Annotated in this window: 22 protein-coding genes and 1 tRNA gene; 12 read left to right on the top strand and 11 right to left on the bottom strand. The window is 68.2% G+C overall.

The window, feature by feature from the left end:
• Positions 1-150: 150 nt before the first annotated feature.
• Both ACBJ59_RS16655 and ACBJ59_RS16650 read right to left on the bottom strand, forming a co-directional pair.
• The gene (locus tag ACBJ59_RS16655) at positions 151-1,104 is read right to left on the bottom strand and encodes a cobalamin biosynthesis protein (RefSeq protein ID WP_375111127.1); all 954 of its coding nucleotides are present in this window, start codon (positions 1,102-1,104) and stop codon (positions 151-153) included.
• On the bottom strand, positions 1,088-1,885 hold the full coding sequence (locus ACBJ59_RS16650) for an aminoglycoside phosphotransferase family protein (RefSeq protein WP_375111126.1): 798 nt from the start codon (positions 1,883-1,885) through the stop codon (positions 1,088-1,090). The genes ACBJ59_RS16655 and ACBJ59_RS16650 overlap by 17 nt, the downstream gene beginning before the upstream one ends.
• 385 nt (positions 1,886-2,270) lie before the next feature.
• Here ACBJ59_RS16650 and ACBJ59_RS16645 point away from each other — a divergent pair, with 385 nt between their 5' ends.
• The gene (locus ACBJ59_RS16645) at positions 2,271-2,573 is read left to right on the top strand and encodes a hypothetical protein (RefSeq protein WP_375111125.1); all 303 of its coding nucleotides are present in this window, start codon (positions 2,271-2,273) and stop codon (positions 2,571-2,573) included.
• 223 nt (positions 2,574-2,796) lie between these two features.
• A tRNA-Arg gene (locus tag ACBJ59_RS16640) sits at positions 2,797-2,870 on the top strand.
• Positions 2,871-3,091: 221 nt separating this feature from the next.
• Here the strand turns inward: ACBJ59_RS16640 and ACBJ59_RS16635 are convergent.
• Positions 3,092-3,832, bottom strand: a complete 741-nt coding sequence (locus ACBJ59_RS16635; RefSeq protein ID WP_375111124.1) for a tyrosine-type recombinase/integrase — start codon at positions 3,830-3,832, stop codon at positions 3,092-3,094.
• A 381-nt stretch (positions 3,833-4,213) separates the two neighbouring features.
• On the opposite strand from ACBJ59_RS16635, the gene ACBJ59_RS16630 reads away from it, so the two are divergent.
• Positions 4,214-4,750 carry a DUF2750 domain-containing protein gene (locus ACBJ59_RS16630; protein ID WP_375111123.1) on the top strand — a complete coding sequence of 179 codons (537 nt, stop codon included), beginning with the start codon at positions 4,214-4,216 and terminating at the stop codon, positions 4,748-4,750.
• Between the two features lie 124 nt (positions 4,751-4,874).
• Positions 4,875-5,195, top strand: a complete 321-nt coding sequence (locus tag ACBJ59_RS16625) for a GYD domain-containing protein (protein WP_375111122.1) — start codon at positions 4,875-4,877, stop codon at positions 5,193-5,195.
• A 737-nt stretch (positions 5,196-5,932) separates the two neighbouring features.
• Here ACBJ59_RS16625 and ACBJ59_RS16620 read toward each other — a convergent pair.
• Both ACBJ59_RS16620 and ACBJ59_RS16615 read right to left on the bottom strand, forming a co-directional pair.
• Positions 5,933-7,021 carry an integrase core domain-containing protein gene (locus tag ACBJ59_RS16620; RefSeq protein ID WP_375111121.1) on the bottom strand — a complete coding sequence of 363 codons (1,089 nt, stop codon included), beginning with the start codon at positions 7,019-7,021 and terminating at the stop codon, positions 5,933-5,935.
• Between the two features lie 313 nt (positions 7,022-7,334).
• Positions 7,335-8,339 carry a LacI family DNA-binding transcriptional regulator gene (locus tag ACBJ59_RS16615; protein WP_375111120.1) on the bottom strand — a complete coding sequence of 335 codons (1,005 nt, stop codon included), beginning with the start codon at positions 8,337-8,339 and terminating at the stop codon, positions 7,335-7,337.
• Positions 8,340-8,418: 79 nt separating this feature from the next.
• Between ACBJ59_RS16615 and ACBJ59_RS16610 the strand changes: the two genes are divergently transcribed.
• The 5 genes from ACBJ59_RS16610 to ACBJ59_RS16590 all read left to right on the top strand — a co-directional run bounded on the left by ACBJ59_RS16610 (position 8,419) and on the right by ACBJ59_RS16590 (position 16,758).
• Positions 8,419-9,708 (top strand): polysaccharide pyruvyl transferase family protein, encoded by a 1,290-nt coding sequence (locus ACBJ59_RS16610; RefSeq protein ID WP_375111119.1) that lies wholly within the window; start codon positions 8,419-8,421, stop codon positions 9,706-9,708.
• Entirely contained in the window at positions 9,701-10,612 is a 912-nt protein-coding gene (locus ACBJ59_RS16605; protein ID WP_375111118.1) for an ABC transporter permease, read from the top strand. The genes ACBJ59_RS16610 and ACBJ59_RS16605 overlap by 8 nt, the downstream gene beginning before the upstream one ends.
• A 98-nt stretch (positions 10,613-10,710) precedes the next feature.
• The gene (locus ACBJ59_RS16600) at positions 10,711-11,580 is read left to right on the top strand and encodes a carbohydrate ABC transporter permease (RefSeq protein ID WP_375111117.1); all 870 of its coding nucleotides are present in this window, start codon (positions 10,711-10,713) and stop codon (positions 11,578-11,580) included.
• A gap of 30 nt (positions 11,581-11,610) precedes the next feature.
• Positions 11,611-13,233: an extracellular solute-binding protein gene (locus ACBJ59_RS16595; protein ID WP_375111116.1), complete on the top strand. Its 1,623-nt coding sequence runs from the start codon at positions 11,611-11,613 to the stop codon at positions 13,231-13,233.
• 87 nt (positions 13,234-13,320) lie between these two features.
• Positions 13,321-16,758, top strand: a complete 3,438-nt coding sequence (locus ACBJ59_RS16590) for an alginate lyase family protein (RefSeq protein WP_375111115.1) — start codon at positions 13,321-13,323, stop codon at positions 16,756-16,758.
• A gap of 354 nt (positions 16,759-17,112) precedes the next feature.
• Here the strand turns inward: ACBJ59_RS16590 and ACBJ59_RS16585 are convergent, their stop codons facing one another.
• The gene (locus ACBJ59_RS16585; protein ID WP_375111114.1) at positions 17,113-17,445 is read right to left on the bottom strand and encodes an IS3 family transposase; all 333 of its coding nucleotides are present in this window, start codon (positions 17,443-17,445) and stop codon (positions 17,113-17,115) included.
• Here ACBJ59_RS16585 and ACBJ59_RS16580 point away from each other — a divergent pair.
• Together ACBJ59_RS16580 and ACBJ59_RS16575 are read left to right on the top strand one after the other, a co-directional pair.
• Positions 17,440-17,889: a hypothetical protein gene (locus tag ACBJ59_RS16580; protein WP_375111113.1), complete on the top strand. Its 450-nt coding sequence runs from the start codon at positions 17,440-17,442 to the stop codon at positions 17,887-17,889. The genes ACBJ59_RS16585 and ACBJ59_RS16580 overlap by 6 nt on opposite strands.
• The gene (locus ACBJ59_RS16575; RefSeq protein WP_375111112.1) at positions 17,886-18,266 is read left to right on the top strand and encodes a hypothetical protein; all 381 of its coding nucleotides are present in this window, start codon (positions 17,886-17,888) and stop codon (positions 18,264-18,266) included. The genes ACBJ59_RS16580 and ACBJ59_RS16575 overlap by 4 nt, the downstream gene beginning before the upstream one ends.
• A gap of 231 nt (positions 18,267-18,497) precedes the next feature.
• Here ACBJ59_RS16575 and ACBJ59_RS16570 read toward each other — a convergent pair whose 3' ends face one another.
• From ACBJ59_RS16570 to ACBJ59_RS16550, 5 genes are all read right to left on the bottom strand, one after another.
• The gene (locus ACBJ59_RS16570; protein WP_375111111.1) at positions 18,498-18,989 is read right to left on the bottom strand and encodes a hypothetical protein; all 492 of its coding nucleotides are present in this window, start codon (positions 18,987-18,989) and stop codon (positions 18,498-18,500) included.
• Between the two features lie 311 nt (positions 18,990-19,300).
• The gene (locus tag ACBJ59_RS16565) at positions 19,301-20,554 is read right to left on the bottom strand and encodes a cation:proton antiporter (protein WP_375111110.1); all 1,254 of its coding nucleotides are present in this window, start codon (positions 20,552-20,554) and stop codon (positions 19,301-19,303) included.
• A 152-nt stretch (positions 20,555-20,706) separates the two neighbouring features.
• Positions 20,707-22,233 carry a tryptophan 7-halogenase gene (locus tag ACBJ59_RS16560; protein WP_375111109.1) on the bottom strand — a complete coding sequence of 509 codons (1,527 nt, stop codon included), beginning with the start codon at positions 22,231-22,233 and terminating at the stop codon, positions 20,707-20,709.
• Between the two features lies 1 nt (position 22,234).
• Positions 22,235-24,025 carry an amino acid adenylation domain-containing protein gene (locus tag ACBJ59_RS16555; protein WP_375111108.1) on the bottom strand — a complete coding sequence of 597 codons (1,791 nt, stop codon included), beginning with the start codon at positions 24,023-24,025 and terminating at the stop codon, positions 22,235-22,237.
• Positions 23,935-24,600, bottom strand: coding sequence for a hypothetical protein (locus ACBJ59_RS16550; RefSeq protein WP_375111107.1), 666 nt, complete (start codon positions 24,598-24,600; stop codon positions 23,935-23,937). The genes ACBJ59_RS16555 and ACBJ59_RS16550 overlap by 91 nt, the downstream gene beginning before the upstream one ends.
• A 256-nt stretch (positions 24,601-24,856) precedes the next feature.
• Between ACBJ59_RS16550 and ACBJ59_RS16545 the strand changes: the two genes are divergently transcribed.
• Positions 24,857-26,122, top strand: a complete 1,266-nt coding sequence (locus ACBJ59_RS16545) for a cytochrome P450 (RefSeq protein WP_375111106.1) — start codon at positions 24,857-24,859, stop codon at positions 26,120-26,122.
• Positions 26,123-26,181 lie beyond the last annotated feature (59 nt).

The raw sequence follows: 26,181 nt of genomic DNA, 5'->3' as shown, positions 1-26,181 counted from the left end.
GGCCGGGGCGGTGAGGAGGACCTTGCGAGGGAGTCCTCACTCGCGCCGCGTACGGTGACGGGGCGGCCCGCGTCAGCCGGGGGTCGGCCCATGAGCCCGAGTCAGCCGGCCGCCGCGCTCCCATGGCCTACTGCCGTCCCTTGCGACGGATCATCGGGAAGCCGCCGCCGTACCACGGAGAGCCCGGAGCGCCCAGGCGGTCGCGACGGCCGCGCCGGCCGCGGCCAGGCTCACCGCGCGGGTCAGGCGGACGGCACGCCGGATGTCCTTGACGTCCGGCCTGGGCCCATCGCCCATCGTGGGCCGCTCCTCGGTCCGTCCGCCATAGACGTTCCGCCCGCCCAGCGTCACCCCGAGCGCGCCGGCGAACGCGGACTCGCACCGGCCGGCGTTCGGGCTGGGGTGCCGGTGCCCGTCCCTGCGCAGCACGGCCCGCGCCCGCTCCGGATCCGGCCCGGTCAGGACGGTGAGCACGCCGGTCACCCGCGCCGGTACGTAGTTCGCCACGTCGTCGAGCCGCGCGGCCGCCCAGCCGAAACGCTCGTAGCGGGGGGAGCGGTGCCCGATCATCGCGTCCAGCGTGTTGATCGCCCGGTACGCCAGCAACCCCGGCACCCCCGCCACCGCACCCCAGAACAGCGGTGCCACGACGGCGTCCGAGGTGTTCTCGGCCAGCGACTCCACCGTGGCCCGTGCCAGCTCGGGCGCCTCCAGATGGCGGGGATCCCGGCCGCAGAGGTGGGGGAGGCGCGCCCTGGCGCGTTCCAGGTCGTCGTGTTCGAGGGCGTCGGCCATGTGGTCGCCCTCGCGGGCGAGCGTGGTGCCGCCGAGCACGGCCCAGGTGGCCACGGCCGTCATCGCCGTACGGGCGACGGGGTTGCCGGCCTTCCGCACGGCCAGCACGCCGAGCGCGGCCACGCCGCCGACGCACACGGCCACGTGCAGCACGCCAGATGGCCTGCCGTCGGCGTACAGGGACTTCTCCAGCCTGCCCGCGGCGCGCCCGAACAGCGCGACGGGGTGGGCGGAGCTCTGCGGGTCGGCGAGGAGCCGGTCGAGGGCCACGCCGAGGGCGAGCCCCAGGGGGTCATACCAGATGGGCATGAAGCTCATCTTCGTGCACGTCCAGCCAGGCGCCGGCACGGCGGATGCGTTCGCCGGCGCCGCCCGCCCACATCTTCGCCCAGTTGCCGCCGGCCGTGGCGCGGGTGCGCATGACGGTGTAGGAGCGGTGGAAGCGCAGCCTGGCCAGCTCGAGGAGGCGGCGGCGCTCGCGGGGCGGCACCCCGTACACGTCGCAGAACAGGCGCAGACGGGCGCCCACGTCGACGGTACGGAGGAGCGGGGCGCGGTCGACGGGGTCGGAGATGGGGGCCCAGTGGCGGAGGGTGGTGACGATGTCGAAGAGCCGGGTCGTCGGACGGGCCAGATCAAAGTCGATCATCGCGTACGGGGTGGGGGAGTGGCGCCCCTGGACCCGAAAGATCACGTTTTCCGGCGTTAAATCACAATGCCCGATCACTTCCGGCGCTCGGTCGTCATTCGACCCGCCTTCCCACCCCTCCCGCGTCAGCGGGAACCCGGCCGTCGCATCGTGATACCGGCGCAGCAACCCGGCCAGCCCGGCCAGCGCCTCATCGGTCACCGTCTCGAGCCGGAGCCCGGTCGTACCCGGGAGGAAGGTGAGGATCTCGCGACCGAGCTCGTCCGTGCCGATCACCCTGGGAGCACCGTCGAACCCGGCCGCTTCCAGGTGTCTGAGCAGGGCGTGCACGGCGGGTGTCGACGTACTGGCCGGTCTGCGCACGGTGTCTCCGACGCGCACCACCCCGTCTGTCACGTCCCCGCCCTGCAGCGGAATCTCATGCAGGAGCGTCGCGAACATGCCAAGACAGCTTAGACCTGTTTGCCCCACCCCCGCCCCGCCTTTTTCCAACCAGAGAACCGCGCCTCCGGCCCGCCGGCCTGGCGATTCATGCCGATCTGCTGTCGCCGGCGGCGTTCCTCATGACGCTGCTCGGCGGGCGCTGGTCACCGACCGCGTCGGCACGCGCCGCCACCTCGCCTTGGGGTACGCGGCCGGCATGATGCTGCGCGTGGTCGCCTTGGGGCCCCTCCCCGAAGCCCTCGCCCTGACTCTCTCTCGCCCTCGCCCTGGCTCTCGGCCCGGCCTTGCCCTGCCCCTCGCCTCACCCTGGGTGCACGGCGTACCTCCTGCCCATGCTCATGGTCGCACTGGCGTTCCTGGGCATTCACATCGTGGGCGCTCGATGGGCATGCACGCCGCCCACCGCCACTCCCGAGCCGGCGTCGGCCTCACCACCGGCTCGGCCCTGATCATCCACAGCCTCCTGAACGGAACCGTCATCGGCGCCGCCTACCAGACGGACGCGCCGCTGGCCGCGGCGGTGGCGATCGGAGTAATCGCTCACGATTTCACGGACGGCTACAACACGTACACGATCACGTCCCTGTACGGCAACGCCCGCCGCCGCGCCCTCACCCTCCTGACCCTGCACCCCCTCGCCCCCGGTCACGGGAGCCACCCTCACCGCCCTCCCCACCATCCCTGACGGAGTCCTGGGGGCGTACCTCGGGCTTTTCTCCGGTTTCCTCCTCTACTTGGCCACGTCCGATATCCTCCCTGAGACCCACACGCCGAGACACGCCACGGGCTGGACGCGGTCAGCTACCGTGCTGGGGACGCTGTTCATGTGGGGTGTGACCGGGTTGACAGGCTGACACGGGGAAAACGTGTGCGTGACATGTCGCCGGATCATGCACAATAAGGCGGGAGCGCCCTTAGCTCAGCTGGATAGAGCACCGGACTTCTAATCCGACGGTCGCAGGTTCGAATCCTGCAGGGCGCGCAATCGAGACCAGGCAATCCGCGGGTTGACCTGGTCTTCTGCATGATCGCCCCGGTTGCGCCGTACGCAGGGGGAGGCCGCCGAAAGCAGCCCTGTGCCACTGCTCGCGGAACATACGCGGAATGCTCGCCGCCACGTTTTCCCAGGTCGGCACGGGAGTTTGAGGCCCGGAACGGCGAAAGGACCCCGAGGTGTCCCGGGGTCCTGCCGTAGCTCGCGAGTCACGCCGAGAGTGCTTCCAGGATCCGCCGGTTGGCGATCTCCTGTTGGCCGTCGATGCACTTGGCGTAGACGCGGAGCATCACGTCCACGCCGTGTCCCGCTCTCTCGGCCGCCTCTGGGGCGTGCACGCCCGCGTTGAGCCAGAGCGAGACGGCCGCGTGCCGGAGGTCGTACGGTCTGCCCGCCAGGGGAGAGGCGACCTGGTCGGGGGTGAAGGCATACGTCCGGGCTTCCTGCCAGACCTTCGCGTACGCCGAACCCGAGATCACGCCGCCCGTGCGCGTACGGAAGAGCCGGCCATCCTCGCCGACTCCGAACGCCGCGATGTGATCCCGGAGGATGGCCACCAGCTCGGGCGGGATGGGCACAGTGCGCGTGTGCTTCAGGTCCCGATGCTTCAGCCCGCGTTCGTCGTGGGCCTGCCCCGAGTCGGTGAACCGCCTGTTGCTCTGTGGCCTGGTCTTCTCCAGCGTCAGCAGCCCCCAGCCCTTCTCTGGACGCCGGCAGTCCTTCTGCCGCAGTCCCGCAGCCTCTGCCGGGCGAAGACCGCCGAAGTACATGCAGGCGAACATGGCGGCCAGCATCGGCCCGCGCGACCGCCCGACGTAGGTCACCGCGGTGAGCAGTTCACGCGCCTGCCTGGGGCTGACCACCGAGCGCCGATCGATCTCGCCGCTCACCTTGGCCTTGCGGAACTTGACCTTGTGCAGCGGATTTGTCGAAAGCTCTTCCAGCTCCACGGCGTACTCAAGCGGCGGCGCGGCGCGCCGCCGTACCCCCGGCCCTCCGCCCGCCCGCCGTCCGGGCGTGCGGCCTGGGGGCCGGTCCCGGACGGCGGCGGGACACCGGGCCGGCCACCGTGCGACGGCCCCGCCGTACCAATCCGAACGCACCGACCGGGGTTGCCGCGCCGCCAGACACATGCAGCCCTACGATCGCCACTGCATGGTCGGTCGCCGTAGGTTCTGGGGGCGATCGACGATCCGTGCTTCGTTCCTCAGCACGGCTCACTGAGTGACGTGGTTGCGGTCTGCTCCCGGCACGGCAGCCCTGCTCGGCGGGATGATCAGGGGACGGGGGCGTGCGTTCCACGCGACTTCCTCTGTAGATACCGTGTCGGCATGAGTCAGAGCGGGGCGCAGGCGGCGGCGTTCTTTCGCGATGTCGCACCCCACCGCACAGTGTGGACAGTTCAAGATGAGAACGGCTGTCCGGCTCCGATGACTTCGAGCGGACGACGGAGCATGCCGTTCTGGTCTTCGCTTTCCCGAGTGGAAAAGATCATCCGGACGGCTCCCGCTTATGCCGCTATGGAGCCCAGAGAGATCGACGTCGACGACTGGATGCGCGAGTGGCTCCCTGGTCTCAAGAGGGATGGCCTGCTGATTGGGATTAACTGGTCGGGGGGCGAGCGGTGGGCTGGGACTTCGAGGTGGATCACGTCATCGCCCGGCTCGAAGCCGCACAGGGAACTGCAACCGTTCAAGATCAAGCAGGTCGGGGGAGTACCACGTGCTTCCCCCGCGAGCGCTGTGCCATATGCGTGCAATGATCTTGGGCATCGAGGCGGGCGGGATGCTGCCCCGCTGCAGGTCGGAGGCCAACTATCAGCCGGAACAGCTACGAGCTGTAAAACCGCTGCGGGCTTCGCAGCGTAAGACTGCGACAGGGGAAAACCAGTACAGCGGGGGGGATTACCGTCACCCTGAGCCGAGAACTTCGACCCCGTGACCGTAATGCCGCCCCAGCACAGGGTGGCGAGACGAGAAGAGGGACTCGACCATGCCCAAGTACCTGATTCAGGCGACCTACACCGCAGACGGCCTCAAAGGAGTGTTGCAAGATGGCGGCACCGGACGCCGGCAAGCGGTGGAGCGCATGGCGGAAAGCGTCGGCGGCCGGGTCGAGCAGATGTATTTCGCGTTCGGCGAGGCAGACACATATGTGATCGTCGACCTGCCGAGCAATGCGGCTTCGGCCGCTGTGAGTCTCACAATATCGGCGTCTGGGGCGGTACGAACGAAGACGGCTGTCCTGCTGACGCCAGAGGAGATCGACGATGCCGCGCGGATGGAGGTGGCATACCGGGCTCCTGGCGCGTGACCGCCGGGTGATTGCGGGGTGCACACACCGGCAGGCCAGGTCCTTGCCAGTGAGATCGCGCCGGATCTCGTCTTTGCTTGGGTAGCCGGGTAGCCCGGCGCCGTACGCGACTGCGGCCCGGAAGTTGGCGACTGCGTGTCGGCGGCGGACAGCCACAGATCGGAAGACCAGCTCACCCCTCCAGTCAGGACGATGGGCGATAATCGCTCCATCGGAAGAGGTTGCCCAACTTGGCCGGCTGGCCGCCGTACACGGCACCCTCGGGCATGCGCCCGCCTCTTGTGCGCCGCCTCTGGATGCGCTTCGGTTCTTGGGTCTCAGTGAGAACCAAGATCCGGTATATGTGCGGGATGATCTTAGGTGTTGGGTAGGAGGTGGGAACCGTACACGCAGCTCAGGGGATGTTGCTCGGTTGAACCGTTGATCCGCTGTAAAACCGTCGGCATTCGGATGGCGGAGACCTGAGGGGGCTATCAAGATCCGGACCATATGCGGAACGATCTTCGCGTACCCGCAGCACACAGGGCTCATCCTCTGAGGTCAGAGCCACATGCTCATTCTTACTGTCGCTCCACTCCTAATCCGACGGTCGCAGGTTCGAATCCTGCAGGGCGCGCAATCGAGACCAGGCTTAATCTACGGGTTGACCCGGTCTTTTGCATGATCGGCCCCGTTGGCCCGTAGGCAGCGGGAGGCCTGTGCCGCTCGAATATTGAGTTACGGGTTCTGAGCTGCGGTTAAGCGGCGTGGTGGTATTCGTTGATCATGCCGGCAACGACGGGTTGTCGGCGGACGATCCGCTGGCCGTTGAGGTCGGTCACGTCGTGAGCGGGCTGAGCTGCGATAGCCGGGGGACGTTGCTGCCGGGACTGGTGCGGCCGGTGCCGGTTGTAGTGGATCAGATACTTCTGGAGCACGCGGGCCAGGTGGCGTTCGTTGAGGATCAGGATCCGGTCCAGGAGTTCACGGCGCAGCGTGCCGATGACGCGCTCGCAGATGGCGTTCATCCTCGGTGTCCGCGGCAGCGTGGTGATGATCTGCAGCCCTTCAGCTGTGAAGACCTCCCTGGACGCCGAGGTGAAGAGCGGATCCCGATCGTGGATCGGGAACCGTAGCCGGGTGATGCGGTCGCCCAGGTCCATCGCCAGGTTGCGGGCTTGCTGGGCCGTCCATGCTCCGGTCGGGTGTGCGGTTGCTCCGGCCAGGTGCAGGCGTCGGGTGCCGTGCTCGATAAAGATCAGCACGTGGAGCCGCTTGAGCATGATCGTCCCGACCACGAGGAAGTCACAGGCGAGGATCGCGTGGGCGTGAGCGGTCAGGAACTGCCGCCAGGTCGGCCCGGCTCGGCGGGGTGCCGGATCGATACCGGCGGTGTGCAGGATCTCCCACACCGTGGAGACCGCGATCGGGTAGCCCGGCCGGGCCAACTCGCCTTGGGTTCTCCGGTGGCCCCAGGTCGGGTTCTCCCGCGCCATCCGCACAATCAGCGCCTTGACCGGTCGGCGGGTGCAGGGCCGTCCCGGACGCCGCCTGTCCGTGAAGGTCCACTTACGTGCCACGAGACTGCGATGCCAACGCAGGATCGTCGCCGGGGTGACCGGGAACACCTCCGCCCACCGGCGGCGGTGGATCAGGCGCGACAACGCCGCAAGCCAGAGCCGGTCGGCGCCACCCCACCGAGGCCGGCTGTCGAGCTGACGGCGGAGGACCTGGTTCTCGTGACGGAGCACCAGTACCTCAACATCTTTGGACAGATCGGAGCGGGCCGGCACCGTCAGCAGGCCGAACAAGCCCTTTGCCGCCTGGTAGACAAGCGACGGCAACACCTAGCGATGATCGCAGCCGTTGCCTTGATCATGCGGCAATCCCCAGTTCAGAGAAGCACGAACCGTATTTTCGAGCGCCACCCGGCGGACGGCTTCTTCCTTGAACTCCGGCGAGAACTGCCTACGACGCCTCGTCACGTACCTACCTCTTCCAGACTTCCGTCAGCTTATGTAGCCGACTGTCCGGAATCTTCTGGGCACCTCACCCCTGCAGCAGCATGCCCGCAGTTACAGCGCCACCGATCATAGCCAGCCGGGCCCCATCACATAGGCTGACGACAATCGATATGAGCCGCGGGCGATCATGCGAACGCTAATCGCGGATCCGGGTCAGAGCGGTCGCTGAGTCACGGATCACCAGTTCGGGTTCGGGGTCGGTGATGACACCGCCTGCGCTTGGCCGCCCCGCGATCAGGTCGTAAAGCGCCTCGACGCCGGCCCGGCCGAGTTGGTACATGGGCATCCGGACCGCGGTGACGGCCGGGCGCAGGTGTTGCATCAGGTCGACGTCGTGGATGCCGACCACCGACAGCTGGTCGGGGATGGTGATGCCGAGGTCGCGTGCGGCGGCCAGGACCCCGACCGCGCTCATGATGTTGTTGACGACGATGGCGGTCGGCGCGGTTGGCGCCTGCATGGCCTGCCGGAGCCCGTCGGCGCCGGCCTGCTCGCCGAACCCGGTGTCCAGGTGCGGAGCCGGTGTCAGGCCGGCGGCGTCCATCGCCTGCTGGTAGCCCAGGTAGCGCTGCTGGGAAAGGTATCCCGAACCCCCGACGAAGACGATGTGGCGGTGGCTGAGGTTGACCAGGAACCGCGTCGCGATCTCGCCCGCGCGGCGATCGTCTACGTCGATCCAGGGATGGTCCAGTGCATGTTCCAGGACGAGGATCGGCTTGGGGTGGGAGCGGAGTTCGGCCATCGCGTCGTCGTCCAGCAGCCCTTCGCCGCGGATCAAGATACCGTCGACCGTGCCCTGGCTGAGCAGCCGGGTCAGGAACTGGCTGCCGGAGCGCATCGTCTCGGCATCGCCCAGCAGGACCGTCGCGCCGTGCTCCGCCGCCGCCTCGTGGACCCCATGCCGCAGCGGTCCGTAGACCGGGTTGTCGATCTTGTTGAGGATCATCGCGATCATGTCGGTTTGGTTGAGCCGCAGCGAGCGCGCCGTCTGGTTCGGCTGGTAGCCCAATTGCTGCATCGCCTGGAGCACCCGGGTGCGGGTGGATTCCCTCATCCGGGTGTGGCTCGTGCCGTTGACCACCGCCGACACCACGGCGAGCGACACCCCAGCCGCCCGTGCGACGTCACGTTGCGTTGCCATGGTGCAAGCCTACTCGGTTCTTGACGTAACGTCTCACCATCCCTATTTTGAATTAACGTTACGTCAACAAGGAGCACATATGACATCGACACGTCGCACCGTCCTCCTGCGGTCCTCCTGGGCGACGGTGAACATCGGCGACGTGGCTCACTCTCCTGGCGTGGTGCGGGCGTTTCAGCGGTTCGCCCCCGAGGTCGAGGTCATCCTCTGGCCGGTGCGGCTGGAGGAGCGCGAACGATCCATGCTGCGGCACGCGTTTCCCGACGTGCGCGTCGTCGATGGCACTCTCGGCGGGGACGGGCCGAGCACCCCGGAGTTGGCCGCCGCCATCGACGGCGCGGACGTCCTGATGCACGGATCGGGCGCCGACGCCTTCCAGAGCACCGAGATCGATTGGTGGCGCGAGCACGTGGGCCGCCCGTACGGGTACTTCGGGGTCACCGTGGATCCGCTGTGCCCACCGACCATGGCGACGCTGCCGGAGCTGGCACAGATGGTCGATCTGCTCCCACCGTCCTATCTCGAGGACGACGTCAAGGACCGTTTCGACAGCGCCGACTTCGTGTACTGCCGCGAAACGCTGACCCTGGCCACCCTGCGCGGCCAGAAGATAACCGGGCCCGACCTCGCCTTCGGGCCGGATGGCACGTTCGCGTTCGACCACACTGACGCCGCCGCCGCCGCTCGCCTGCTGGAGGGTTTCGGCCTGCAGCCCGGTCGGTTCGCCTGTTTCGTTCCGCGGCTGCGCTACGCCCCCTATGCGAAGATCTACGGCACGGAACCGACCCGCGAGCAGATGCGGCGCGACGCGGTCAACCGGGCCACCGTGACGCACGACCTGGCGGTGCTGGCGGCGGCGATCGAGACCTGGGTACGCGTCAGCGGCCTGCCGGCCGTCGTGGTGCCCGAGATGAGCTATGCCGTCGAGCTCGCTCACGAGCAGCTTCCCAGCCTGCTCAGTCCACAGACGCTCGGTCAGGTCCGGCTCCTGGACCGGTACTGGCCGCTGGAGGAGGCGACCGGGGTCTACGCCGTCTCGTCGCTGGTGGTCAGCATGGAGTGTCATTCGCCGATCCTGGCCGCACGACATGCGATCCCGACCGTCTACCTTCGGCAGCCGACCGAGACCACGAAATCTCAGATGTTCGCCGACCTCGGCGCCCCAGACCTGGTGATCGAGCTCGACCATCGTGCCGCGGCGACGGTCGTCGCGGCGGTCACCGACATCGCCACCGACCCGGCGCCCGCGGTCGCCCGGAGCAGGAGGGTCGCGGCCAATGCCGACGACCGGCTGCGGGCGGCGGTGCAAGCCTGCGTCGCGGGCCGGCCCATCGGCCTGCCTGCACCGGTGGAGACCGGCGATGCGTAGCCTGCGCGACCGCTGGCGGCGCGACCGGGTCCTGCTGCTGCTGGCGCTTCCCGGGGTCACGGCGCTGCTGCTGTTCCACTATCTGCCGCTCGGCGGGAACGTCATCGCGTTCCAGGACTTCCAGCCGTTCCTCGGAATCTGGCACAGCCCGTACGTCGGGCTGGACAACTTCGAGCCGGTGCTCACCGGCGACCCGGTGTTCCTCAACGCACTCGTCAACACACTGATCATCACGCTGATCCAGGTGGTCTTCGTGTTCCCGCTGCCGATCTGCCTCGCGTTGATCCTGAACGCGACCATCAGCGAACGGCTCAAACGCCTCACCCAGTCGATCCTCTACATGCCGCACTTCCTGTCCTGGGTCATCGTGGTCGCCCTGTTCCAGCAGATGTTCGGCAACGGCGGGATGCTCAACGCCTGGCTGCGCTCGGCCGACCTGTCCACGTTCCACATCGTGGGCGTACCCGAGTTGTTCAAACTCATGATCACATCACAGGTGATCTGGAAGGACACCGGCTGGTCGACGATCATCTTCCTCGCCGCACTGTCCAGAGTGGATCCGGCGCAGATGGAGGCCGCGGTGGTGGACGGCGCCTCGGCAGCTCGCCGCCTGTGGCACGTGACCCTGCCCTACATCCGCCCGGTGATCGTCCTGCTGCTGATTCTGCGGCTCGGTGACTCGCTGTCCGTCGGGTTCGAGCAGATCATCCTGCAGCAGGCACAAGTCGGTGCCGGTGCCAGCGAAGTACTCGACACCTACGTCTACAACCACGGGATCGTCGGTGGCGACTGGGGCACCGCGGCCGCGGTGGGGCTGATCAAAGGCATTGTCGGTGTCGCGCTCGTGCTCGGCGCCAACCGGTTGGCCCACGCCCTGGGCGAGCAGGGGGTGTACGCCAAGTGACGAGCCGACCTGTGCCGACTGCGGTGTCCGTGGCGCGCCCCGCCGCGGGCACAGGGCCGCGGCGGCCACGCTCGGGCCGCAGCCAGCGTCCGGTCTGGATGGGCGAGCCCAGCAAGCTGGGGTTCGGTGCGCGGGGACTCGTGCTCGGCCTGGGCTGCCTGGCGGTTCTGGTTCCGTTCTGGGCGGTGCTCATGACCAGCATCGCCTCCCCGGAGGAGATCAACAGGGCGGGCGGCTTCGTGCTGTGGACGAACGAACCGACGCTGGACTCCTACCGGGCCGTCCTGTCCGGAGGAATCGTCACCCGTGCGCTGCTGGTGAGCGCCGGCATCACCGTGGTCGGCACGGCACTCAGCCTCATCACCACGATCGCTCTGGCGTACGCGCTGTCGCGGCCAGGTTCGTTGCTGCAAAAGCCGATCCTGCTGATGACGGTGTTCACCCTGCTGTTCAACCCGGGCATCATCCCGATGTACCTGGCGGTCAAACAGCTTGGCCTGCTGGACAGCTACCTGGCACTGATCCTGCCGGTGCTGGTGAACGCGTTCAACGTCATCGTCATGCGCGCGTTCTTCCAGGAAATCCCACGCGAGCTGCGGGAAAGCGCCTATATGGACGGTGCCGGGGAGATGCGCATCCTGCTGCGGATCGTCCTGCCACTGTCGAAGGCGGTCGTCGCCGTGATCGGGCTGTTCTACGCAGTGGCGTACTGGAACGCCTTCTTCTCCGCGATGTTGTACCTCCAGTCGTCGGAAAAGTGGCCGCTGCAACTGGTGCTGCGCACCTACGTCGTCAACAACACCCCGATCGGGTCCGACCAGCTCAGCTCGAACCTGGAGAACCTGCCACCACAGATCTCCGTCCAGATGGCGATTCTCGTCATCTCCGTCCTGCCCATCCTGTTCATCTACCCCTTCATCCAAAAGCACTTCGCCAAGGGACTCATGGTCGGCGCCGTCAAGGGCTGACCGGTCGTCCACGCGTGGCAAGGAGACGTCATGGCACCCACCTTCAGCCGCCGCCACGTCCTGGCACTCGGCGCGGCAACGGGGCTGGCCCCGCTGCTCGGGGCCTGCGGCGACGGCAGCCCGAGTTCGCCGAACAGCTCGACCGGGTCGGTCAAGCTGCCCACCTACAAGCCCGTCACCGCGGCCACGCCCGACCTGGCCGCCGAGCCGGCCGGGGTGTCGCCGGGATACTTCACCTACCCGACCGCCTCCAGCGCCGCATCACAACCGGTGCAGGGCGAAGCCATCACGGCACTGACCTACACCTACGACCCGATCGCCCCCGCGCTCGGCTCGAACCCCTACTGGCAGAACCTCAACAGCAAACTCGGCACCGAACTGAAGATCACGTACGTCCCCTCGACCGACTACAAGAGCAAGGTCGCCACGACCATCGCCGGTGGCGATCTGCCCGACATTGTGGCTATCCAGGGCGTTGTCCAGCAGATGCCGGCCATGCTGAAGGCGGCATTCACCGACCTCACCGAGTATCTGTCCGGGGACGCGGTCCTCGCCTACCCGAACCTCGCCGCCCTGCCCACCGATGCCTGGCGCAGCACCGTCTACGACCAGCGGATCTGGGGCATCCCCGTGCCGCGGGCACGGATCGGCACCGTGCTGTACACCCGGGCCGACCTGCTGGCCAGGGCAGGACTCAGCCTCCAGCCCGATTCGTGGGCCGAGTTCAAGGAGATGGCGGTCGCGCTGACCGACGAGCGGGCCGGTCGGTGGGCGTTCGGACAGATCCCGTTCAACACGATCCTTGAGATGAACGGGATCACCGGCAACTGGCCCGGCGGCGCCGGCGCCTGGCGGGCCGAAGGTGGCGTCTTCACCTACTCCGGGACGACACCGCAGTTCATGCAGGCCCTCGAGGACACGGTCGAGCTGGTGAAGTCGGGGGTGATACATCCCGACCACGCGGGCGCGCCCAACACGAAGCGCAACGCGTGGATGCTGGCCGGCACGACCGCGTTCACCATCGGCGGGTACGCCGGGTGGGGCAAGTTTTACGGCCAGGCGAAAGACGTGCCCGGCTTCCGCCTGACCGGCATGCTCTCGCCCACCCGCGACGGCACAGGGACGCAGGTACGCACGCCCGGCCCGACCCTGTCCAGCTTCACCGCTGTAGCCAAGACCGACAACGCCGACCGGATCAAGCAGATCCTCAAGGTCCTCGACTGGTTGTGCTCACCCTTCGGCAGCAGCGAGTACCTGTCCCTCCGGTACGGCGTCGAGGGCCAGACGTTCACCCGCAACGGCTCCGACCCGACCCTCACCGAGGGCGGGCGCAGCCAGGTATTCCTGCCGGTGCGGTACCTCGCCGAAGCATCGCCCGTCATCTACGAGCCGGGCAACCGCCAGGCCGTACAGGACCAGCACGACCACCAGGTCGCCGGCGTCCCGCTTGCCGTCGCGGACCCGACCCTCGGGCTGTACTCGGAGACCGCCGCCAGCAAGGCTGCCAGCGAGCAGCAGGAGCTGGACTCGGTGCTGCTGGAGATCCAGCTGGGGAACAAGCCCGTCTCGGCGTGGCAGCCGGCCATCAAGAAGTTCATGGACCGGGTGGGCAACAAGATCAAGGCCGAGTACGAGGAGCAGGCGGGTGGTTGAGGTGGACTCAGCCGACACTCTCACGGGGTTAGGGAGAAGACAGTGAGACGGAGCAAGTTACGTTGGTACACGCGTGGTCGGGCCCGTGTGGCGGTCGTGCTGGCTCTGGTGGCGGCGGTGCTGTCGCCGGGCAGTGCCGCCGTCGCCGACATGTCGGATCTCGGCGGGCTGCTCGACCTGACGCGCCCGGGGCTCGGCGCGGTGGCGGCCAAGCTGGCCGCCGGTGATGAAGCGGGCGCCGCGAGGGAGCTCAAGGTGTATTACGCGGGCCGCGCCGACGTCCAGTACCCGGCTCCGGCCGAGGGCCTGGGCGGTGGCGACTCGGGCCCCGACGAGCTCGCGGCGGGGATCTTCCGGTTCGGCTCCGAGACCCGCAACTTCTACAACAGCGCCGAGCAGCGGATCGACATCGACTGGCAGGACCTTTGGGGTGGGACGCAGACCACCCCGGGCAGCGCGCAGACTTTGATGAGCGACTTCACGTTCATGCCCAAACTGGCATTCGCTTACGTGTCCGAGAGTGACCCGGCAAAGCGTGCGGCGTACGCGGCGGCGTGGATGGACATCTCGCTGGACTTCTTCGCCGACAATCAGAGCTGGCCGCAGGGCCGCAACCTGTCGGCAGCCAAGCGGCTCGCCCAGCTGGTCAGCGCGTTTTCCGTGTTCCGGACCGATCCTGGCATCGACGCGAGCGATCTCGTGGCGTACCTGTCCGGCGTGCACGCCACGACGGACTTCCTCGTCGGCGTGATGCAGATACATGTCGGAAACAACTGGTACGTGTCGATGGCCCGCTCCGTCCACGCGGCAGCCGTGTTTCTGCCCGAGTTCTCGTCATCGCCTGGCTGGGAGTGGTTCGCGGTGCGCTCGGCCGAGCGGTTCCTGCGCGCGTACCTGAAGGGCGACGGTGTGTACCGCGAGCCGGCGTTCAACTATCAGGCATACGTGGCGGATATGCTCAACTCCGTCATAGCAGTCGCGAATGCCAACGGGCGAACCGTTCCCGATTATCTCGTCCAGGCGGCGGACTGGATCGCGGATTCGCTGTTCGCGACCCGTCAGCCGAATCTTGAACCCGCGGCGATTGGCGACACGCCGAACAACTACGCGGGTACGTCGGCCATTCGCAGGAGCGGTGTACGCAACTCCTGGCCCGATTTCACCTGGGTCGCCTCCGGCCGAACGGAGGGGACCGCCCCGACGCTGTCGTCCACGGTGTTTCCGATCAGCTTCGCGGTTCAGCGTTCCGGGTGGGACGCCTATGCCCGGTACATGCTGATCAACAACCAGAGTTCCAGTTACACTGCCTCGCATCGGCATCCGGACGACCTCAGCCTGGTGATGGCGGCGTACGGGCGTCCGCTGATCGTCGACTCCGGGGTGGGGGACTACAGCGCGACTCCGACGAACGACTGGATGCGCCGCACGACCGAGGCGCACAACACCATCGAGGTCGACGGACTCCCGCAGACCGCCGGCGTCCCCCGCACAACGTCGCTGTGGCGCTCGAACGCGGGCCTCGACATCTACCGCGGTGCGGCGATGGGCTACCGGCCGGTCGCGCACGATCGCGCGGTCTACTTCGTCAAGCCCGGCTTCTGGGTGGTCTCCGACGACCTCACCGGTGACACCGCCGCGCACAACTACCGGCAGCTCTGGCACTTCCCCGGTGATCCGGTGACCGTCAATCCGACCACGAAGGTCGCCACGGTCGGGTTCGACACCGTGCCCGGAGCCGCACCCGTTGCCGGCGTGCAGCTCATCCCGGTGGCAACGGCCGGCGCCGCGGTAACCCCCAGGGTCCACGAGGATGGCGCCGTACGCGTCGGCGAGCAGGTACTCACCGACGTCGACTACCTGTCGTACGACTGGTCCTCCACCGGGCCGACGGGACTGGACACGGTCGTGGTTCCCGGCAAGGCCGGCGCGGCGCCCTCGGTGACGGCGAAGCGCATCGCCATGCCCGGGGTGAGTCACTCCGTGGCGACGGCGATGGAGATCGCCCTGCCGGACGCGACCGGACGCTTCTACCTTTCGCGCGAGGCGACTCCCTCGTCGAGGGCGTTCGGGGCCGCCACGACCAACGCCGAGACCGCGTACCTCGAGCGTGCTTCGGGCGGCGGGCTTACCAGGTACGCGCTGACCCGAGGGTCGTCGCTGATCGACCAAGACAACACCGTTATCAGCGCATCCGCACCGGTGTCCGATGTCAGTGTGAAACTGCGCGGCTCGACCGCCCGGATCTCGCTTGGGGACCCGTTCACCGGCACGCTCTCCATCAACGCGCCGAACGCGAACGCGGTGACGGTGAACGACACCCCGATCGCGTTCACCCGCGCGGGCAACCTCATCACCGTGTCGGTCGAGGAACACTTTGCCCCGGCACCCGTGCTCAACGACGAGTTCGACGATGCCGGCCTGGACCGTGACGTCTATGACTTCAACGGATCCTTTGGCGGCTGGGCGCCGGTCCAGGGGACCTGGGCGCTCACCGGCGCACAGCCGGACACGCAGCTGGCACAGACCTCGACTGCGGACATGGTGTCGTTCGCGGCGCTGCAGGACGTACCCGATGACGTGGTCATGGCCGCGGACATCGTTCCCGGGGTACGCGGCCAGACGACGGCCCGTACCGGTCTCGCGTTCCGCTACCACGATTCCCGCAACTACTACCGGGCCGAAGTGCTCAACTCCACGTCGGGAGCGACGCTGCAGCTCGTGAAGATATACAACTCGACGACCACGGTTCTCGCGGAGACCGCACTGCCGATCGGCGCCAACGTCCCGCACAAGCTGGTCGTATCCGCGATCGGGAGGCATCTGAGCGCCAAAGTCGGCGATACGTCGATCTCCGCGGACGACGGACAGCTGCCGACGGGTGGTGCCGCCGCCTTTACGCATCGGCGGGCCGCGACCTTCGACAACATCGTGATCAGGGAAGGGCTCGATCAGGCCGGTTGGCGAGGAATAACAGGGTCTGTGTCCGTCGCCTCGGGCAAGTTGCACCTCACGCCGCCTGCCGGTGGCCGGGCGCACGTACTGGCCGACTCGACACTGCCGTCGCGCTTCTCCGAGGCGTGCGACTATGTCGTGGAGACCACGGTCACGATCGACGGATCCGTCGGTAACGCAGGAGTCTCGCTGCGAGACACCACGGACGCGTACGGGTATCGGATCCACGTCGGCAAGACGGGCAACGGAACCCAGTACGCGAGCATCATCCGCGAGGCTCACGCGTCGGGTCCCGTCACAGTGGCCACGGCATCCATCAGCAACCCGTTGACAGGTCCCGTGCGACTGGGTGCGGCGATTCACGGCGACCGCATCACCGTGACGTTGAACGGCGTTCAGGTCCTGAAGGGTCGCGACACCGTTGTCCGCAGCGGCGGCGTCGGGCTTTACGCATCCACGGAGAGCTCGTTCGAGAACGTCACTGTCGCTCAGTCCTGCGGGCGGGAGCGCCTCCGGCCAATTGCTCCTGGCGCCAGCCACCGCCCGAACCACAACGACGGAACTGGCATATAGCGGCAAAGCATGAGGGTTGGTGGGCGCCGTATGTATGGGCGGCCCACCAACCCCACCGCCGGCACGGCAAGGCCTTTCCCACTCAGCCCGATTACGAAGGAGCTGTGCGTTGTTCCCACCATCCGTAGCCTGATGGGTGTCAAAACCAGGCCCATGGCGCTGACCTGCTTATTCGTGACGGCGCCTCGTTGATCAGCCCGCCGAGAACTACGCGACGCTCGATCCGACCCGCCGGCAGCGGGCCGGTGACGATTGTAATGATGGGCGTATTCGTCCAGCACGGTGTGAAGATGCTGTGGGTGCCGAAAATTGCGCCATCGCTCTGACCAGGTACTTTTATCGATCCTTCGATCACTACCTGAGCGATTGCTCAAACCCGGTCTGCCGCCGGCGGCGCCGATACCGCCCGGCCAGGCCCAGGACGCGCATCAGCCGGGCCACCCTCCGCCGGCCGCACCGCTGCCCGTCCCGCTGCAACTGCGCGTGCACTCGCGGCGCGCCGTAACCGCCCTGCGAGCGCGCGTGCACCTCGGCGATCTGCCCGGCCAGCTCGGCATCGCGCATCGCACGCAGCCCGGGAGCGGCGTCGCGGCGTGCATGGAAGGCGGCACGGGAGACCCCCAGCAGCTCACACGCCCGCTTGACGCTGTGACCGCCCTGCTTCTCCGCCTTGATGAACGGGTGCACGCGCACGACGCCAGGAAGATCACCAACGTCCGCAACCTGACCGCTCCGTACCGGTTCGACGACACCCGGCCGCCCGGCGATGAGGCCCTGGCCGCGCTGACCCTGCCGGCCGATCTGCGCGACTGGCTGACCGACGTCGAGCCCGACCTGATCGCCGCCGCCCGCGACGCCGACGTCACCTGGAAGGCCCTGGCACCCGTGCTGCGGGTGGGTGATCGCCGCGCCGCTCAGCGCCGTCACGCCCGCCTCCTGCAGGCCGCCCGCGACCGCGAGGCCGGCACCCAGGATGGCGAGGACGTCCCCGCAGACGTCCAGGACGTCCGGCCAGACGTCCTGGCCGGCGTGGCCGTCCCCGGGCCCGCGGGGCGGGACTGGGACGACAGCGACCTGTGCCTGTGGCGCGGGAGGACGGGGAGTGGAGCCTGCAGGGCCCGGACGGCGTGATCGAGGTGGACGGGTTCGGCTTCCTCGGTACGATCGCCGCGCGGAACGTGCGCGGCGCCCAGGCCGCCGCGGCGGCCGCCGTCGAGGACCTGGCCGGCCGCACGGTGACCGGGTGGGGAACCGGACGTATCCAGCCGCTCCATCCACGGCGAGTCATCGTGGTACCCCAGCACGACAACCCCGTGACGGTGTCAATAAGCGTCACCCCAGTTCAACGCGGGCACCACGGTGCCGAGCTCGGCACCGGCGAGGCCTTCGCGGCCGCCGCGGTGGCGTCGGCTACCGCAGGTCAGCGTCTCGGCGACGATTGGCAGTTACGCCGTTTCACTATTGACACTGCGGACCAGCCCGGCCTCGGCGTACCGTCACCGTCGTGACCTCCGCCGCCCCGGCTGTGGGTTCTCCGCCGGAGTGGCGAGTTCTCAGGCGATCTGGCGAAGCATGTGGCACGTTCTCATCTGATGTGGCGAGGATCCGTCGCTCCTCCCCATCGAGCGCGAACGACGCGGAACCGCACCGCCCAGGTCACCTCAGGGACATCGCTGTCCCTGTCATGACGTGGCCCGGCGCTCGCTCACGGGCGCTGGAGCCACCGGGCCGCCGTGAGCTCAGCCGAGGTTCACGCGGGTCAGGGAGTTGACGCGCGTCGCCATGATGCTCACGTTGAACACCGAGATGTTCGAGGTCGTGGTCGCGTTGCACGACAACCGCACGGTCCCGGAGGTGCTCACGGTGCGCGCCGTGACCGCTGCCAGGCTGGCGAGCTGGCCGTTGGGGCCCAAAGAGGCGACCGTGCGGCTGTTGTTGGTGCTGCTCTCGCTGATGATCAGCAGCGTGCAGGCCAGGCCGGATGCCACGGCCGTGTTGTTGCGGCCCGTGAGCGTGGCCTCGGCGGTCCAGCTGCCGGCCGGGACGGCGAAGTCGAAGAAGATGTTCGCGGCGCCCGTCGCCGTACGTGTGGCGAAGGTGTCGGCGATGATCACTTCAGGCGGTACCGCGGCGGACGCCGGGACCGTCAAGCCGATTCCGGCGAGCGTAGCCACCGCCGCCACCCAGATCGCTCGCCGGCCGCGTACCTTCTTGAGAATCGCAGCAGACATTCCGCATCACTCCTCGCATCCGGGGCGGCGCTCTTCCGCCCGACGACGCTTCGATCGTGTCGTGCGACGTTGCGCAACCGTCGCGCCCGCATCCGCGCCAACATCCGGCCACACATGCCCGGCTGGGGAGCGGCCTTGTGCCGGGCGTCTGGTGGCTGAGATGCAGGCGCGGTCCTGATCGGACGCTCACCCCAGCCTCGTTCTGTCCAGGCCCCTCCATCGCCGAACAGCGTGAACGCGGTGGTTGCCGAGCGCACCATCGAGCCGCGGGACGCCTGACCGTGCCGTCCCATCCGACGGTGCGTCCAGTCTTATCCGGCGCGGGTGTCAGCGCCGGTACGGGAGACGGCGGTGCGTTCCGGCTCCGGCTCCGGCTTCGCGGACGGCGGGTGCAGCCGGCTCAGCAGAGGCCCGGCGAGCACGGTGGTGACGACGGCCATCACCACCATGAGGGAGTAGAGCCGGTCGTCCAGCACGCCGAGCTCCAGGCCGACGCCGAGCACGACGAGTTCCGTCAGGCCGCGCGTGTTCAGCAGTGCGCCGAGAGTGATCGCCCCACGCCGGTCCAGGCCGCCGATGCGAGCACCGGCGTACGTGCCGCCGAACTTGGCGATCACAGCCGTGGCCAGGATGAGAGCCAGCTCCGCGAGCTGGGTCACGGTCAGCCCGGACAGGTCGATCTTGAGTCCCGCCATCACGAAATAGACGGGAAGCAGAAGCGTCGCGCACAGCGGCTCCACCTGCCGGATCATGCCTTTGCGCACCTGATCGCCCGCGCCTCTGGGCAGGAGGGCGCCGAAGAGGAACGCCCCGAAGATGTAGTGCAGCCCGAGCCACTCCGTGAAGGCGGCCGACACGAGGAGCCCGCCCAGCACGACGGCGAAGAAGAATCCTCCCGCCGGCTCGCCGCGCGGGCAGAACTCGCTCGCCCGGCGCAACAGCGGCCGTACGATCGTGACCATCACGACGACGTACGGCACCAGCAGCAGGAGCCACCACTGGAACCGGGCGCCCGTGACGTGCGCGACCACGAGCGCGAGCAGCGACCAGGCCAGCAGGTCGCAGACGGCCGCGCAGGTCAGCGCGGTGGATCCCATCCGGGTGCCGGTCATGCCTCGGTCAGCGATGATCCGGGCCAGGACGGGGAAGGCGGTCACCGACATCGCCACCGCGAAGAACAGGACGAACCCGGCGGAAGGACCCCTCTGATATCCGGACAGGAGTGTCGCGGCCAGCAGGCCGCCCAGCGCCAGCGGCACCGCGGTCGCGAAGAGTGAGGTCCACACCGTCAACCGCCCACCGCCCTTCATGGTGCCGAGGTCCAGCTCAGTGCCGACGACGAACATGAAGAGTGCCACCCCGACCTGGGCGAGCGCGTTCAACACCGGCCGGACCTCCCCGGGGAAGATCGCGGCGGTGAGGGCGGGGCTGAGCAGCGTGGGACCGAGGACGACACCGGCGACGATCTCGCCGACGACGGCGGGCTGGCCGAGCCGCTGGGCGAGCGCGCCCATGACCTTCGCCAGTGCCAGGATCAGCGCGAGATCCAGCAGCAGAATATGCATGGGAGGTATGGCAGAGCCCGTTCTCGGCGCGTGGCCGTCGGAAGGCAGAGGATCGTTGCACCAGGGCGGGACGCCGATTCCACGGGCCCGCGCCTTTCACGGGGCGAGGTCGCCGCAGCGGGGCCCGCGGAACCCGCGCCGCGGCTGTCCGCTCAGCGGGCGGCGGGCTGCGCCGCCGCGTCGACCGTGGTCGGATTCCGCCAGTACAGTCCATCGAGCGACGGGACCAGGCCGCCGGCGAACTGCGGGCGCGGCTCCGGCAGCAGCTCCGGTGTGTCGGCCATCGCCGCGCGGACCTGGAGGTCGGTCGCCTCGTTCAGGACGGCGCCGAGGAGCCGGGTGCCGGTGCCCTGGAAGACGATGTCGCCGTCGTCCATCACCTCCGGGCGCGACGCCTGCGCGAGCGCCGCGCCGAACTGGCTCGTGGGATGCCGGCCCGTGGTCTCGAAGAGCTCCCGGTCGGGGCCCGAGATGCCCGCCACCAGGTCGACGAACGCCTGGGCGTCGCTCTGCTCGGTGCCGAGCAGCTTGCGGGCCTCCCAGAAGTACGACGCCTCGTCGCGATTCAGTTCGTACATCGACTGGAGGAACTGGTAGAAGAGGTTGTACTCGCGCCGGTAGCGGTTCTCGAACTCGGTGAAGCAGGCCTCCTCGGTCAGCTCGCCGTCGAGCCGCGTGTTGATCGATCGGGCGGCGAGGACGCCGCTGTAGGTGGCCAGATGCACGCCGGTGGAGAAGACGGGATCGATGAAGCAGGCCGCGTCACCGACCAGCGCGACGCCGGGTCGCCAGAACGAGGTGTTGCAGTACGAGTAGTCCTTGCGGACGCGCAGCTTGCCGTACATGCCCTCGGTCACGCGGCGCGCGTCGGACAAGTAGTCGCAGATCAGCGGACATGATGCGATGAACTGCGCCATGGCGGCTTCCTGGCCGCGCTGGATCACCTCGATCCGGTCGCGTGAGATGACCGCTCCGACGCTGGTGAGCGTGTCGGAGAGCGGGATGTACCAGAACCAGCCGTCGGCGAACGCGGCGCACAGGATGTTGCCCTCGTTCGGCGCCGGCAGCCGCTTGCCTCCCTCGTAGTAGCCGAACAGGGCGACGTTCTGGAAGAAGGGGGACAGCTCCCTCGTGCCGACTCTCTTGTACAACCCGTCGGTGTTGCCTGCGGCGATGACGACGTAACGAGACCGTACGATGTGCTCCGCGCCGGCCGCATCCCGGAACCGCACCCCACAGACCCGGCCGTCCTCCTCCTCCAGCGCCACGACCTCGTGTTCCTCCCGCACGTCGACGCCGTTGCGGCGGGCGTTGCCGAGCAGGATCGAGTCGAAGCGCTCGCGATCGACCTGGTAGGCGGTCGACGTCGGCCCGGCCAGTTTGCGGGACAACGCGAAGGTGAACGTCCAGGGATCGGGGTTACTGCCCCAGCGGAACGTACCGCCGCGCTTGACGGGGAAGCCGGCCGCTTCCAGCTCCTCGGTCACGCCGAGCATCGCGCACACGCCGTGCACCGTGGACGGCAGGAGCGACTCGCCGATCTGGTAGCGAGGGAAACGCTCCTTCTCCAGCAGGAGCACCCGGTGTCCCGCCTTGGCCACGAGAGTGGCGGTGGTGGATCCGCCCGGTCCGCCGCCTACGACGACGACGTCGAACTGCTGATCTGTCGTCCCGCTCATGTCATTCAGCCTTTCGGTAGTGTGCCTCTGCTGTCGTCGAGGCGTCCGCGACATTGACTTCCAGCCACTTGGCCAGTTGCTCGACCGTCTCCGCCTCGTAGACCCACAGCAGCGGCACATGCCCGCCGAACACTTGGGAGAGCCGCAGCGCGACGCGCGCGACGGCGAGCGATCCGCCGATCTCGAGGAAGCTGCGATCGCGCTCGATGCAGGGGAGGCCGAGGATCTCGCACCAGACCGCCGCGACGACCTGTTCGACGGCACCACGCGGTGCGTCGGCGGCGGGGACGTCGGCAGGAGTGCTGAGGAGCGTCTCCAGCGCGCGCAGGTCGACCTTGCCGTTGGGGGTGAGCGGCAGTCGGTCCATCTCGCGGATCTCGCCCGGCACCATGTACGTTGGCAGTGTCTCGCCGAGGAAGGCCCGCAAGCCGGCCAGGTCGACGGACGGACCCGCGACGAACGCCACGAGCGTGGCCTCACCGGTCCCGGCCGACGTCACCAGGGCGGCCTGCCGGACGCTCGGATGCCGCTGCATCGCGGCTTCGATCTCGTCTGGTTCGACCCGATAGCCGCGGATCTTCACCTGACGATCCATCCGCCCGAGGAACTCCAGGTCGCCATCCTCCCGGCGATGGACGAGGTCGCCGGTGCGGTACCGGCGCGCACCCGGCGGTCCCGTCGGGTCAGGTTCGAAGGCGGCCGCCGTCAGGTCCGGCCGCGCGTAGTAGCCGCGGGCCAGGCCGGTGCCTCCGAGACAGAGTTCGCCGGGCGTCCCGTCGGGTACGAGCGCGCCGGTCGCGTCCACCACGCTGACCCGGATGCCGTCGACGGGACGCCCGATCGGCACGGTCCCACCCTCAGGAAGGCCCTTCCCGGAGGCCCGCCAGACCGTGCTCCACACGGTGGCCTCGGTGGGGCCGTACTCGTTGTAAAGGTCGGCCGAGGGCAAACGGGACCGGCATTTCGCGGGAAGGCCGGGCGGGCAGCGTTCGCCGGCCACCGTGACGGTGCGCAACGAGGCGAGTGCTTCAGGCGCCGCGGTGTCCAACAGCAGCTCGAGCAGCGAGGGCAGGGTCAGGATCGTGTCGATGCCGTCGCGTTGGACGAGTCGGCCGATCATGGCCAGATCGGATTCCGCGCCGGGCGGGGGCAGGTGCAGCGCGCCACCGCGGCTCAGCGTGCCGAAGATCCCCGCAACGGCGCTGTCGAAGGCCATCGCGGACAGGAGCAGGAAGGCCTGGGGCGGCTGGTACCAGGCGTGCCGGGCGAGCGTCGAGCCGACAAGGGATCGGTGCGTCACGGCGACCCCCTTGGGGCGGCCGGTCGATCCGGAGGTGTAGATCACGTATGCGAGGTTGTCGGGGCCGGCCGGCTGCGAGGGGACGAATTCGGGCTGACCGGTGGTCAGATCCCAGTCGCCATCCAGGTGCAGCACCTGGGCTCCCGCGATCATCGGCTGCTGGGCCAGAGCGCGCTGGCTCAGCACCAGCCGCACGGGTGCGTCCGACAGGCGATCGGCCGGGGCCGCCGGGTCCATGGGCACATATGCGCCACCGGCCTTCAGGACGGCCAGGATGCCGACGACCATGGCCAACGACTTGGGCATGTGCACGCCGACCAGGACCTCGGGCCCGACGTCGCGCTTCTGCAGTTCGCCCGCGAGGGCGTTGGCGCGCTGGTCGAGCTCGGCGTAGGTGAGCGTCAGCCCTTCCGACACCACGGCCGGGGCGTTGCCCTGTCGCCGTGCCGCGCTGGAGACAAGGTCGTGGATGCATTGGCTGGCGTACTGCAAAGGTCTTCCCTCCTGGGCGTTGACCATCTCGTCGGCTGGCCATCGAGTGAGACCATGCAATGCCGGATGGCGGTTTCGACCAGCGCCTCGCGGCCGCAGCCTGGGGCCAGTCCCAGTTTGCTGATCAGATACTCGATGTGAGCGTTGACGGCGCGGGCGGTCATGTTTCCGAGTCGGCGTGCGATCTGTCCCGAGGTGGGCAGCGGGCAGCAGCTCGAGCCACGCAGACGGGGTTCACAAAGTGTCCACAACACAGCGAAATACGTGGACTGCCGGTTGAGTGCCGGTTGCGCCTCTGGTACGGCCGTGCATGGCGCCGACCGGGCCTTCGCGTGTTTCGGCTCCGGACCGAACACCGTGAGATGCGGGCCATGGGTGTGCTCGGCGACACTGACCCGGCACAGCTCGAACGGCACAGGAGTCTGGTGCCGGCCTGGGCCGACAGTCAGGTATTCGTAACAGTTCTCGAGGTTCTCCACCAGCAGAGCCTCGCTCGGGCAGTAGTTCGTCAGCAGCCAGTGGCCGTCAGTGGCTGTGATCTCCCCGGAGAACCAGATCTCCTGCGGGGCGAGCACCAGATCGAGACTGCACTGCCCACATGCGCAGGTGCCAAAGGTCCCTGATTCGCCATTGTGGAGATCTATTTGTCCTGGCTTGCCGTCTTCGTTCCTCGGCGCCTGGACAGTAACGACCGCGGGCACAACCCCTCCTCCGTCCATCGGTTGCCCCGAAGTCTCGCGCGCACGGCCTGATCGCGATCTTGTCGTCGGGCGACAGGTTCGCAAGGTTCTGACAAGGTTGCCGACCAGACGGTGCCGGGACACTCGGCGAATGTCGATGCATGGTGCGCGCGGTGCCGCCGCGAGTGACCCCTGGGCGGCCGAGGCTCTGCCCGGCCCGTACGATCCCTTCTCGTACCAGGTGCAGGAGGACCCCTACCCCTTCTACGCCTGGATGCGGGAACACGCCCCCGTCTACCGGAACGAGGAGCGTGACTTCTTCGCGCTGTCCCGGCATGCCGACGTTCTGGCCGCGATGCGCGACCCGGCCACGTTCACCAACCGCGACGGGATATCGCTGGAGCCGACCATGTCGGGGCCACAGGCGTACAAGAACGTCTTCTTCCTCGCCCTCGATCCGCCGGATCACACCGTCGTACGCGGCCTGATCCAGCGGGTGTTCTCGCCGCGCGCCGTCGTCCGGCGCGAGCCGCGCATCCGAGAGCTCACCCGGAGACGGCTGCGGCCCCTGCTCGACAGGGACACCTTCGACTTCGCCGCCGACCTGGCCACCCCTGTGTCCACCGACGGCGTCTGCGAGATGCTCGGCATCCCGGAATCGGACTGGGACACCATCCGGCAGGACTCCGACTTGCTCAACACCCGCAAGCACGACTCGGACGAACGGACGCCAGCGAATCTCGCCGCCGCCTTCCGGCTGGGCACCTACTACAAGGAGCTGGTCGCCGACATGCGCCGCCGTCCTGGCGACAACCTCATCTCGATGCTCACCCAAGCAGAGATCAAGGGCAGGCCGGTCAGGGACGAAGAGATCATCGCCTTCATCTTCCTCATCGTCAGCGGCGGGAACGAGTCGACCAGCAAGCTCGTGGGCAATGCCTGGTATCACGGCTGGCGGGTGCCCGGCGTGCAGAGAGCCGGACTCGCCGGTCGGTTCAGGGACTGGACGAGTGAGACGCTGCGATTCGACTCCTCCAGCCAGATGACCTCACGGACCACGACCCGTGACCTCGTGCTGCACGGCACGACCGTCCCGGCAGGAAGCCGCGTGGTGCTTCTGCACGCCTCCGGCAACCGCGACCACCGAGTGTTCGACGACCCGGACCGCTTCGACCTCGACCGCGACACGCGAAAAATGATCAGCTTCGGCGCCGGCCCTCATTTCTGTCTCGGTGCCGCCCTGTCGACGCTGGAGATACCGACCGTGCTGGAGGAGGTCGCCCGGCATGTGGCCGAGTACGACCTCGACATGGCCGGCTCCCGGCGTGTGCACTCGGCGCACCAGCGCGGCTTCATGTCTCTGCCCTGCAGCGTGGTCTGGCGGAAGGACGCCCCGGACGAGCGTGAACGGGGCTGAAGGCGGCAGCGTGCGGAAATACCGAGCGGATCTCGCCGGAGCCTGAGCAAGTGGTTGAT

The sequence above is a fragment of the Nonomuraea sp. MTCD27 genome (assembly GCF_041950495.1).
In the GTDB taxonomy this organism is placed as follows: domain Bacteria; phylum Actinomycetota; class Actinomycetes; order Streptosporangiales; family Streptosporangiaceae; genus Nonomuraea.
This window is presented reverse-complemented; position numbering and strand designations above follow the sequence as displayed.

Excerpts from the sequence above, each read along its gene's own strand:
- ACBJ59_RS16655 (WP_375111127.1), bottom strand. The coding sequence starts at position 1,104 with ATGCCCATCTGGTATGACCCCCTGGGGCTCGCCCTCGGCGTGGCCCTC.
- ACBJ59_RS16650 (WP_375111126.1), bottom strand. The coding sequence starts at position 1,885 with ATGTTCGCGACGCTCCTGCATGAGATTCCGCTGCAGGGCGGGGACGTG.
- ACBJ59_RS16645 (WP_375111125.1), top strand. The coding sequence starts at position 2,271 with ATGGGCATGCACGCCGCCCACCGCCACTCCCGAGCCGGCGTCGGCCTC.
- ACBJ59_RS16630 (WP_375111123.1), top strand. The coding sequence starts at position 4,214 with ATGAGTCAGAGCGGGGCGCAGGCGGCGGCGTTCTTTCGCGATGTCGCA.
- ACBJ59_RS16625 (WP_375111122.1), top strand. The coding sequence starts at position 4,875 with ATGCCCAAGTACCTGATTCAGGCGACCTACACCGCAGACGGCCTCAAA.
- ACBJ59_RS16615 (WP_375111120.1), bottom strand. The coding sequence starts at position 8,339 with ATGGCAACGCAACGTGACGTCGCACGGGCGGCTGGGGTGTCGCTCGCC.
- ACBJ59_RS16610 (WP_375111119.1), top strand. The coding sequence starts at position 8,419 with ATGACATCGACACGTCGCACCGTCCTCCTGCGGTCCTCCTGGGCGACG.
- ACBJ59_RS16605 (WP_375111118.1), top strand. The coding sequence starts at position 9,701 with ATGCGTAGCCTGCGCGACCGCTGGCGGCGCGACCGGGTCCTGCTGCTG.
- ACBJ59_RS16600 (WP_375111117.1), top strand. The coding sequence starts at position 10,711 with ATGGGCGAGCCCAGCAAGCTGGGGTTCGGTGCGCGGGGACTCGTGCTC.
- ACBJ59_RS16595 (WP_375111116.1), top strand. The coding sequence starts at position 11,611 with ATGGCACCCACCTTCAGCCGCCGCCACGTCCTGGCACTCGGCGCGGCA.
- ACBJ59_RS16570 (WP_375111111.1), bottom strand. The coding sequence starts at position 18,989 with ATGTCTGCTGCGATTCTCAAGAAGGTACGCGGCCGGCGAGCGATCTGG.
- ACBJ59_RS16565 (WP_375111110.1), bottom strand. The coding sequence starts at position 20,554 with ATGCATATTCTGCTGCTGGATCTCGCGCTGATCCTGGCACTGGCGAAG.
- ACBJ59_RS16560 (WP_375111109.1), bottom strand. The coding sequence starts at position 22,233 with ATGAGCGGGACGACAGATCAGCAGTTCGACGTCGTCGTCGTAGGCGGC.
- ACBJ59_RS16545 (WP_375111106.1), top strand. The coding sequence starts at position 24,857 with ATGTCGATGCATGGTGCGCGCGGTGCCGCCGCGAGTGACCCCTGGGCG.